Raw genomic sequence first — 9,764 nt, forward strand, 5'->3', positions numbered from 1 at the left:
CTTGATGCAGTGGAACCGGTCTACGCCGTGTATGTGGACGAATATGGGGAAACGGGCGGGGATCTACGCTCCCCTGGCCAACCCTTCCACGTGCTTTTCGCCACGCTGGTGCGCGCCGGAAGCCCTTACTTGGCCTTGGAAGGGACCTTGAGGGGTATAGCCTTAAGGCTCGCTGCTAAGCTCGGACTGCGCCACCTGGCCCCTCTGCACGCGGTAGAACTCTACCAACGCACGGGACTCTACCGCGACCCTCCTTCCGGGGAACGGCTGAGGGTACCGGAAGCCAAGGAGGCCTTCCTCAGCATTTTGGAAGGTGTAGCCCGAGAAGCGGATGGCTTCCCTGCGGTGCGCGTGGAGAAGAGGGATTTGGCGGACCGCCTGGGGTTCGAGCGGGGGAGTCGGGAGCTGGGCCTTCGCTTGCGCCGGACTCTCTTTGCCCTGCTTCTGGAAGAGGTGAATGACTACCTCGAGGCACTCGGTGGCTATGGCTTTCTTTTCTTTGAAACCCGGATGCCCGAGGACCTCCGCTTTTTTACCCAAGCTGCACCCTTTGAGACCCTCAGAGGCCAAAGGCAAGGATTCCGCCTTCTGGGAGTGCCCGCTCCTGTAGGGAAGGAGCACATTCTGGGGGCCGCTGCAGACTTCCCGGCGTACGTGTATGGCCACTTCCTGAAGGCCCGAGGAGGATACGCGCCTCGGCGGGAGGATCTTTGGCAGGCTTTCCAAGAGCTTGTGCAGCCTCTGCTCCGGGAGCGGGATGTGGGGGAGGCATTGGCCCAGGAGCTAGCCCGTCGCGGCGGATGAGGTGCTTGGGCGCTTCGAAAAACGTACTAAGCCCGGGCATAGCCCGGGCCCAGTCCCTACTTCAAGGATAGGGCTTCCTGGAGGCTGCGTCAACGGGGGTCAAGCTTGCCTTGCAAGCTCTCTTGAGTTATGCATTTCCTGGGATGGGCAAGCGCGGTTTTGTCCGAAGGGAACCGAGAACCTCAGGTAGGTTCTTAAAGCGTCCACGAGGCTTCGTTGGTCAGCACCTTGCCAAGGTTGGTGTAGCGGTCAAGTAGCTACAGAGGGCAAACCAAGGCACCAGAGTCAGGCATGAGGTTTGCCAAAAGGGAGGCTCGCAGGGTATGCATAGAGTGCCCTAGATCCCCATGAGCCGCTTGGTCACCCTCACCAAAGCTGCATTCAAGCTGAAAAGCTGGGCTACGTTGCAAACCAGGCGGCGCAAAGCACCCTCGAGCCCGGTGGCAAAAGCCGCTTGAGGGTCGCCACCCTTTCCCGGATGGGCACCCCCCAGACCTGGCCCACGAACCTGCGGGCGAAGGCCTCCCCCTTGGCCCTGACCCTCTCCCGGGAGTAGGCTCCGGCGTCGTACTCCACGGCGAAGGGGCCTTCCGAGGTGAGCCAGACCGCATCAGGCTCCTCCACGGGGTGCATCCTGCGGTAGCTCACCCGCCAGGTCTCGGGGTCAGGGGGCAGGCCCAGGAGGAGGCGCATCTCCGCCAGGCCCGCCAGGTGGCGGAGGGCGGCCAGGGGCAGGTGGGCCAGGTCAGGGCGAACGAGAAAAACCACCCGCTTGGGAGCCCGGTAGTGGGTGAGGCCCAGGTAGCCCTCCACCCGGAGGGCATCCTCCGGCACCTCGAGGCCCCACCTTTCCACCTGACCCAAGGACCAGGCTCCGTCCAGTAGGAGGGCAGAAGGCGTCTTCACCATGGCTACAACCCCAGGACCAGGACCTCGAGGCCCACCCCCTCCGCCACCTCCGCCAGGCGCACCACCGCCTTCTGGCCCTGGGACACGGCGAAGAGGTCTGCTGCCGCCGCCCCCAGGAAGAGCTCCAGGGGCGGGGCCTGGCCCTGCTGGATCACCGTGCCCGTGGGGCTTGTGGTGATGGTGGTCTGCTGGCTCCGGGCCCTAACGTAGTCGGAGAGGCCCCGCAGGGAACCCCGCACCAGGTCGGCCACCAGGGAGGGGGCTTCCTCCCGCACCTGGGCCTGGAGCCCCTGGGCCCGGTCCTGCCCCAGGACCACCGCCTTCACGCCGAAAGTCTTCCCCCCTAAGACCGCCTGGTCCAGGCTCACCTCCACCCGCCGGGTGGGGGAGAGCTTGGCCTTGCCCAGGAAGACCGCCCCGTCTTCCGTTTCCACGGCCACGGGGACCTCCTCCCCCTCGGGCACCACCAGCTTCACCGCCAGCCGCCCCCGCAGGCGGGTGCCCGGGAGGTAGGGGGAGGCCCCTTGGGAGGCTTGCGGCGTCTGGGAGGCCTGGGGGGCTTGGGCCTGGCCCGGCTGGGCCTGGGCTGTGGGCCCAGCGCCGAACACCTGGGGCATGGCCTCCTGGAAGTAGCGGAGCTCCCCGGAAGGGGGTGAGGAAGGGGCGGGAGCCGAAGGGGGCGTGGGGTTTTGGGCGGGCTTATAGGCCACGAAGGAGGCCATGGGCGGCACCTGCCCTTGGGCCTGGCCCTGGGAGGAGGCCTGGTAGGCGGCGAGGGCTGGCCCCTGGGCCGCCTGGGCACCTAGAGGCACCCCCAGGGAGCTTCCCTGGCCCTGCCCCTGGCCCTCCTGGGCCTGGGGGCGGAGGAAGGCGGTCATGGTGGGCCCCTGGGCCACCTCCTGGCCGGGGGCGGGGCGGGTGTAGGCGGTGAGGGGAGGGGCGGCCACCTCGGTGGGGGTCTGGTAGGTGGCGGTGCCCGTGGTCTGGGGCGGCGGGGGCACCTCCCCCACGGCCCCCGGCGTGGGCGGCGGAGGCACCGCCTCGGTTCCGGGCACGGCCCCGGGAGCTACGGGAGAGCCGGGAGCCTCCGGGTTCGTGGGGGTGGCCTCCAAAGCCCCCGGCGTTTGGGATGGGCCTGGCGCCTGTGGGGCGAGGGCTTCCCCGGAGGGCGTGGGAGAAGGGACGGGAGCGGTGCTGGCCACCGGCCCTTCCCCTGCCCGCACCTCCTGGGCGGGTGGCGTGGCCTGGGCCGCGGGGGCTTTGCCCGAGGGGAGGTTGTTCATCCCCCAGAGGAAGATCACCGCCCCCATGAGCCCGCCCACGCCCCACAGGATCTGCTTGGGCCTCGAGGGCACCCACTCCCCGGTGAGCTCGTCGTAGCGCATGAAGAGGCGGTTGATGAGGTCCCTGATGAGGGCCCGCTTTTTCACCTCCCGGCGCACCTCCTCCTCCGGGGGGACCACCTGCTCAAAGACGATGCTCTTCTCCAGAAGCTCCTGGAGCTCGGGGTCGGTGGTCCTGAGCTCCTCCAGGAGGCGGTAGAACTCCGGCTCGTCCGGTTCCGGTACGGGCCTGCCCAGCTTGCTCTCCACCTGTTTGCGCACGTCAGGATCCAACCGCATGCCCTCATGTTGCCATATAGTGCGGGTGTTGTGCTATAGTAATGGCCGTATGAGGTGGAAAGGGGGTGGGAACTGGACCAATCCCATGGGGGCTTCGGCTATAGGCAAGACCCTTGCCGGGGACCGGGCATGTTTTGCCGCAACGATTGGGGCAACCCCGGTATTTCCAGGGCGTATTCCCGGTCTGGGGCAAGCGGCCAGGGGACTGGGGCTGAAGGTGCGCTCAGCCTCAGGTGGCTAACGAGGAGGTAAACGTGCGCACTTGGGTACAAAAGGCGAAGGCTTTCCTCTTCTCTGAGCACGGCAGGTTCCTGGTTCTGGCCCTTTTGGCCAGCCTGGTCCTCTTCTCCGGTGTGGCCCACGCCCAGGCGGACCAGGCCTTCAACAACGTGACGGCGGCCCTCTGCACCATCGTGAAGTACCTCAAGGGGCCCATCGGCCTGGGGATCATCGTCCTCATGTTCGCCATCGGGGGCATCAGCCTGGCCATCGGGGGGCGCAACGCCATGCCCCTCATGATCGGGGCGGGCATCGGGGGGATCGTCATTGCCGCCGCTCCCTACTTCGCCAAGATGTTCATCACCACCAACGAGAACCTGCCCGCCGCCTGCAGCGGGGTCATCAACTAGGGGGTGAGGCGTGCTCAGGCTCCGGGTGTGGCGGCTCTACCAACCCCTCACGCTCCTGGGCTTGGAGCTATGGCAGCTCTTCCTGGGGGCGGTGGCCATGACCTTCGGCTTGCAGATTGGGGGAGCCCTGCCACACCCGGCTCTGGGCCTGGTGCTGGCGGGGCTTTTGGGCTACGGGGCCATCAAGTATTCCGATCGGCTCCGGCTCCGCTTCCCGGGGGCGAGCCTCTGGCAGGAGGTGGCCTGGATCACCCAGAAGGAGCGGTACAAGCCGGAGCGGGACGAGGACACCACGCCTCTCATCTATGACGAGCGCTGGAACCGCTAATCCCTTCTCCCGGGCGCGGGAGGCTTCCCTCACCGCGCTCTTGCCGTACTGGGAGATCCAAGACGGCCTCATGGTCCTCTCCGATGGCCGGGTGGAGCTCGGGGTGGCCCTGGAAATGGGCCCCACCCTCTTCGTGCACACCGCCTACATGGAGGGCCTGGTGGCCGTCCTGAAGAGCCTCCTTCGCACGGCCATCCCCGAGGGGGCCCGGGCCCGGCTCCTGGTGGAGGTCTCCCCCTCCCACCCTTCCCGGGTGGAGGCCTACCGGGAGGGGGAGCCTGCCCACCCCGTGGCCCGCTTTCTACAGGAAAGGCGCTACGAGGCCTGGCGTTGGCGGTGGGAGGCCGAGGGGGTCTTGGAGAAGCGGGTCTACCTCACCGTCCTCCTGGGGCGGGTGCGCCACCGGAAGAGGCGGGTGCCCTTCACCCGGGAGGAGTGGAAGGAGGTGGTGCGGGAGGCCTCGAGGGTCAGGGAGCGCATCCTGCAGACGGCCATGGCCTACCGCATCCGGGCGGTGCCCCTAGGGGACCAGGAGCTCTTTGCCCTGGCCTACCGCTACCTGAACCCCGCCCTGGCCCTGGCGGAGGTGCCGGAGTACCGCCCCACCTGGCAGCGCTACCCCCGGGAGGCGGTGCGGCGCATCCCCTCCTTGCGCCCCCCCACCCTGAGGGCCCTCCTGGCCCGGAGCGAGGTGGACAACTCCTACCGGGACGCCCTCTACGTGGGGGGCATGTGGGCGGGGATCCTCTCCCTCTACACCGTGCCGGACGAAACCTACGCCGAGATGGGGGACATCCTGGCCCAGGCGGGGGGGAGCCGCTTCTACCTGGTCATGGACTTCTTCCACGAGCCCCACGAGATGGCCCTCAGGGCCCTCAAGGCCCGGGCCCGGCGCTACTACGCCGCCAGCCAGTCCGGCACCTACGTGGACCCCAACGTGCGGGTGGGGCAGGCGGAAACCGAAGGGGCCATCACCCACATCTCCCAGACGGGGGACCACGTGTTCCAGGTGGGGGTAAGCCTGGTCCTCCTGGACCGGGACCGCCGGGCCCTGGAGGGGCGGATCGCCCAGGCCATGTCCGCCCTCTCCAAGGTGCCCGGGAACCCCTTCCGGGTCCTGAGGAACGGCCTCCTCACCCCCTGGCTCAACCTGGCCCCCCTCTCTGGGGGCCTAGCGGAGGAGCGGGTCTACCTCCTGGAAACCAACGCCGCCCACTTCTTCCCCACCACCGGGGCCTGGAAGGGGAGCCCCCGGCCCGTGGCCCTCTTCCAGAACCGCCAAGGGGCCCTGGTCTACGTGGATCCCTTTGACAAGCGGCTCAGGAACTACAACGGCATCGTGGTGGGGGGCTCGGGAAGCGGCAAGACCTTTGCGGTGCAGTACCTCATCTCCGAGCTCCTCCGGGACGACAGCGTGAGCGTGGTCATCCTGGACCGGGGCAAGAACTACCAGGCCCTGGTGGAGGCCTTCGGGGGAGCCCTGGTGGAGATCCGTCCCGGGGCAGGCACCGCCGTGAACCCCTTCGACCTGGACGAGGGGGAGGTGGAGCCTTCCCCAGAGAAGAAGGGAGACCTCCTGAAGATCCTCCGGGCCATGGTCCCTCCCGGGGAAGACAAGACGGAGGAGGCGGTGGAGAACGCCATCCTGGAGGCGGCCATCGAGCAGACCTACAAGCGGGCCACCACCGTGGACCTCCTCGATGACGGCACGGAGGAGAAGCGCTACCTGGGGGCGCGGCTTTCCGACCTGGTGAAGACCCTCCTCACCCTGGACGAGCTGGGCGGGCGGAGCGTCTCCCCCTCGGAGAAGGAGGTGGCCCGGGGCCTGGCCCTGAGGCTCCAGTCCTGGACGGGGGACTCCCCCATGGGGAGCTTTGTGGACCGCCCCACCAGCGTCCCCGTGTCCAGCGCCCGGGTGGTCTGCTACGAGCTCGAGGGCCTGGACGCCTACGAGGGCCTGGACGTGGTGGGGACCATGCTCATGGCGGGCCTCATCTGGAAGCGGGCCCTGGAGGGGAAGCGGCGGGGGGAGGAGAGGCGGGTCCTGGTGGTGCTGGACGAGGCCTGGAAGGTGTTCAAGAACCGCTACGCCGCCAACCTGGTGGAGGAGCTCTACCGCCGCTTCCGCCACCTGGGCGGGGGCATCTGGTCCATCACCCAAAGCCTCCAGGACTTCCAGGGGGAAAGCGCCGGGCGCATCGTGCAGAACACCACCTGGTTCTTCCTCCTCCGGGTGCAGGGGGAGGACGAGTACGTGCAGAGCCTCTTCCACCTCCCCGACCGGGCCATGGCCGTCTTCCGCTCCCTGGGTGGGGTCAAGGGGAAGTTCAGCGAGCTCATGGTTTGGAGCGTGCGGGACGACCAAAAGGAGGGGGACGTGCTCCAGCTTTGGCCCACCCCCTACGACTACTGGCTTTTCACCAGCGCCCAGGAGGAGGCGGCCAAGCGGCGGAAGCTGGTGGAGGCCTACGGGGGGGACGTCCTCAAGGCGGTGCGGGACCTGGCGGAGGGGCGGGCATGAGGAGCTTCCTTTTCCTCCTACCCCTCCTTCTGGCCCCGGCCTGGGCGGTGCGGGTGGAGTGGCTTTCCCCCAGGCCCGGGGTCTACGAGGAGGGGCGGGTGGTGCGCCTCGCCGCTCGGGTGGTGCCGGAGGAGGGGGAGAGCGTCCTCCAGGTGCGGGCGGTGGCCCTGCCCTCGGGGCGGGTGGTCCTGGAGTCCCGGCCCGGCCTGAAGGGGGGAGAGGTGGCCCGGTACTGGGACACCACGGGCTTCGGGGGCACCCAGGCGGTGCGGCTGGAGGTGGCCTACGCCGGGGTGCGGAGCGGCACCGCCTACGCCCTCCTCCCCCTGGGGGTAAAGGGAGGCGTGGGGGCTTCGTCTACCGGGAGTATCGAGGCCCAGGGCCTCGCGGAGAACCTGGACAACTTCATCGCCCAAGCCTGCCGCTACATCGGTTTCTACGACCTGGCCTCGGTGCGCTGGCTTTGCACCGCCCACCGCACGGTGCGCAAGGCGATGCGGTACTGGAACCAGCTGGGGGACATGTGGGAGGACTTCAAGAACCAGGCCATCTACTACGGCACGGGCCTGGCCCTGGACTGGCTGGGCAAGAGCCTGGGCCTCCACACCTTGAACCCCGTGGTGGACCAGATTGATCAGAGCCTGGACAGCTTCATGAGCGACATCCGCCGGAACAAGGAGGCCATCCTGCGGGCCCTGGCCCGGGCGAGAGCCAGGCAGGTGGAGGAGATCGAGGGGTGGCAGCCGGGCACGGACTACCCCTACTGGGGCCCGGAGTGGTGGACCCGGGTGGTGGCGGGGGCGGTGCCCTTCCTGGGCTTCGAGGCCACCCAGCAGAGCCTCAAGGACCTCCAGCGCACCGCCCAGCTTCTTGAGAACCAGAGCCGGGTGGCCCAGAACGTGCAGAACCAGCAGGAGAACACCAGCCTGGAGAGCACCCTGCAGGACCTCTGGGACACCCTGGGGGCCGCCTGGAACTTCGTGGCCGAGGCGGTGAGCAAGGGGTGGGCCAGCCTCACGGGAGGGCTCAGCGGGGCTTCGGCAGAAAGCCCCGGGCTTCCCCTGCCCGCCCCAGGCCCCGGGGGGAGCCCAGCCCCTGCCCCGGGAGGGGACCTCGGTCAGGGGCAAAGCCCGTACCTTGGGGCCGCAAGCGGAGGCACCCCGGTTTCGGGAAGCAGCACGGGCCCCACGAGCCCCGGCATCTCCGAGCAGCTTCTCGCCGAGGCCCAAAGCGCTCCCTCCACCCGGGAGGTGACGGAGGTGGTGGTGCGGGGCTTTGCCGAGCTCATCCGCCTCCAGGCCCAAGACTCCTTCCGGGCGGTGCAGGAGATGAAGAACCTGGCGGCCCAGCAGGCCCTTACCGTGGAGCAGCTTGCCCAGGTGAACCAGAACCTGGTGGAGCTCATCCGCCTTCAGGAGAAAAACCAGGTGGATGAGCTCCGGGCGGCCATGTCCAAGGTGGCGGCCCAGGCGGAGGCCACCTCGGCCCGGTATGTGTCTGCCGCTGAGGCCATGAAGGTCCTGGCCCAGCAGTGGCGGGCCCAAAGCGGCAGGCCCCCAGGAGGTGGGCCGTGAAGCGGCTTTGGGCCCTCCTGCCCTTCTTCCTCCTCGCGGCCTTGGCCGATCCGCCCCCGCCCCCCCAGGGGCAGATCGACCAGGGGGTGCGGGACTTCGTGACGGGGGTCCTGGGGGCCATGCTGAACCTCAACGACTGGATCGCCCTCTTCAAGGCCGCCATGCGGGACTTCCAGTCGGGGGCCTACACCATCGGGCGGAGCCTGATCGTGGTGGGCCTCATCTGGAGCCTCCTCCGGGCGGTCTACTACGGGAGCCTGGAGGAGATCCTGGCGGCCATGGCCCGGGTGGTCCTGGCGGGGGGGTTCTTGTGGTTCGGGGAGGTCCTAGACCAGACCTTCGGCGGAGTTGATGGGGTCTACTACGCCGTCACCAACACCTTCCGCACGGAGCTCGCCGAGGCCATCACCGAGGCCAGCAACAACCTGAAGGCCCTGGGGGCGGTGATCAACCCCCTCTTCACCATCGTGGCCATCCTCGAGGCAGGAGTGGTGAACGCCGCGGGCACCTACCTGAACACGGCCAATGGTCCCGACTGGTTGGACAAGGTGATGTCCGGCATCGGCACCGCCGCCCAGCTCCTGAACCCCGCTTCCCTCCTCCTGGTGCCCTTCGTCATCACGGCCATGGTCCTCACCGTGATCATCTCCACCATGTTCATGCTGGCCTCCGCCTTCTGGCCCATCGTGGCGGGGAGCATCGCCCTGCCCATCGGACTGGGCCCAAGCCTCTTCGGGCGCTGGCTTTCCGTGGTGGTGTGGGCCTTCATCATGGGGGCGGTGGGGCCCTTTGTGGTGCGGGGGGGCATGGAGCTCGGGGTGGCCCGGCCCGCCGCCTACATCGCCAGCCAGGCCAAGACCATCGTGGACGACACGGTGAAGGCCCTCACCGACCAGTACCGCACCAACCGGGAGGTGTTCGCAAGGAACCTGCAAAACCTGGCCACCGCCAACCGGTGGGACCCCAGGATCTGCGGCTTCGAGGTGGTAGTGAACCCCACGGACGGCAGGCTGGACTACCGCAACGTGGAGCCGGACCCCAACGCCGTCCTGTCCCCCCGGGCCTGCGGGATCATGACCAAGGAGGCCATCGGGCTCACCATGCGGCAGGTGGGGGTCACGGTGGCGGGGATCGCCAAGGGCCTGGTGGACATGTTCCAGGCCTGGGTCCAGACCCTCTTCATGACCATGGGGGGCATGGCGGCGGCCCTCCTCATCACGGGGTACCTGGCGAGCCTCGTCGCCAGCTTCTTCGGCGGGCTTTCCCTGGCCGTGACGGCGGCGGCCATCGGCTACGCCACCGGGCTCGCCCAAAGGTCCATGGGCGGGGCGGTGCAGGCGGGGGCCGGGGCGGTGCAGGCGGCGGGGATGGCCGCGG

At 68.5% G+C, this 9,764-nt stretch carries 8 protein-coding genes; 6 read left to right on the forward strand and 2 right to left on the reverse strand.

The window, feature by feature from the left end; all coding sequences use genetic code 11:
* A partial coding sequence (locus tag TNMX_RS07495; protein WP_038030948.1) for a hypothetical protein occupies positions 1-804 on the forward strand: 804 nt, incomplete at its 5' end.
* 399 nt (positions 805-1,203) lie between these two features.
* On the opposite strand, the gene TNMX_RS07500 is transcribed toward TNMX_RS07495, so the two are convergent.
* Positions 1,204-1,713, reverse strand: a complete 510-nt coding sequence (locus TNMX_RS07500) for a hypothetical protein (protein WP_038030951.1) — start codon at positions 1,711-1,713, stop codon at positions 1,204-1,206.
* 2 nt (positions 1,714-1,715) lie between these two features.
* Positions 1,716-3,335 (reverse strand): hypothetical protein, encoded by a 1,620-nt coding sequence (locus TNMX_RS13550; protein WP_038030953.1) that lies wholly within the window; start codon positions 3,333-3,335, stop codon positions 1,716-1,718.
* 254 nt (positions 3,336-3,589) lie between these two features.
* Between TNMX_RS13550 and TNMX_RS07510 the strand changes: the two genes are divergently transcribed.
* The 5 genes from TNMX_RS07510 to TNMX_RS07530 form a co-directional block, all read left to right on the forward strand.
* Positions 3,590-3,964 (forward strand): TrbC/VirB2 family protein, encoded by a 375-nt coding sequence (locus tag TNMX_RS07510; protein ID WP_038030962.1) that lies wholly within the window; start codon positions 3,590-3,592, stop codon positions 3,962-3,964.
* 10 nt (positions 3,965-3,974) lie between these two features.
* Positions 3,975-4,292, forward strand: coding sequence for a hypothetical protein (locus TNMX_RS07515; RefSeq protein ID WP_038030956.1), 318 nt, complete (start codon positions 3,975-3,977; stop codon positions 4,290-4,292).
* Positions 4,270-6,813, forward strand: coding sequence for a helicase HerA domain-containing protein (locus tag TNMX_RS07520; protein WP_038030958.1), 2,544 nt, complete (start codon positions 4,270-4,272; stop codon positions 6,811-6,813). The genes TNMX_RS07515 and TNMX_RS07520 overlap by 23 nt, the downstream gene beginning before the upstream one ends.
* The gene (locus TNMX_RS07525) at positions 6,810-8,387 is read left to right on the forward strand and encodes a hypothetical protein (RefSeq protein WP_038030960.1); all 1,578 of its coding nucleotides are present in this window, start codon (positions 6,810-6,812) and stop codon (positions 8,385-8,387) included. Before TNMX_RS07520 ends, TNMX_RS07525 begins: the two co-directional genes overlap by 4 nt.
* Positions 8,384-9,764 (forward strand): hypothetical protein (locus TNMX_RS07530; protein ID WP_038030964.1); only part of this gene is annotated, 1,381 nt, incomplete at its 3' end. The genes TNMX_RS07525 and TNMX_RS07530, both read left to right, overlap by 4 nt.

This window comes from Thermus sp. NMX2.A1 (genome assembly GCF_000511705.1).
GTDB classification, from domain to species: domain Bacteria; phylum Deinococcota; class Deinococci; order Deinococcales; family Thermaceae; genus Thermus; species Thermus scotoductus.

Excerpts from the sequence above, each read along its gene's own strand:
- TNMX_RS07500 (WP_038030951.1), bottom strand. The coding sequence starts at position 1,713 with ATGGTGAAGACGCCTTCTGCCCTCCTACTGGACGGAGCCTGGTCCTTG.
- TNMX_RS13550 (WP_038030953.1), bottom strand. The coding sequence starts at position 3,335 with ATGCGGTTGGATCCTGACGTGCGCAAACAGGTGGAGAGCAAGCTGGGC.
- TNMX_RS07520 (WP_038030958.1), top strand. The coding sequence starts at position 4,270 with ATGACGAGCGCTGGAACCGCTAATCCCTTCTCCCGGGCGCGGGAGGCT.
- TNMX_RS07525 (WP_038030960.1), top strand. The coding sequence starts at position 6,810 with ATGAGGAGCTTCCTTTTCCTCCTACCCCTCCTTCTGGCCCCGGCCTGG.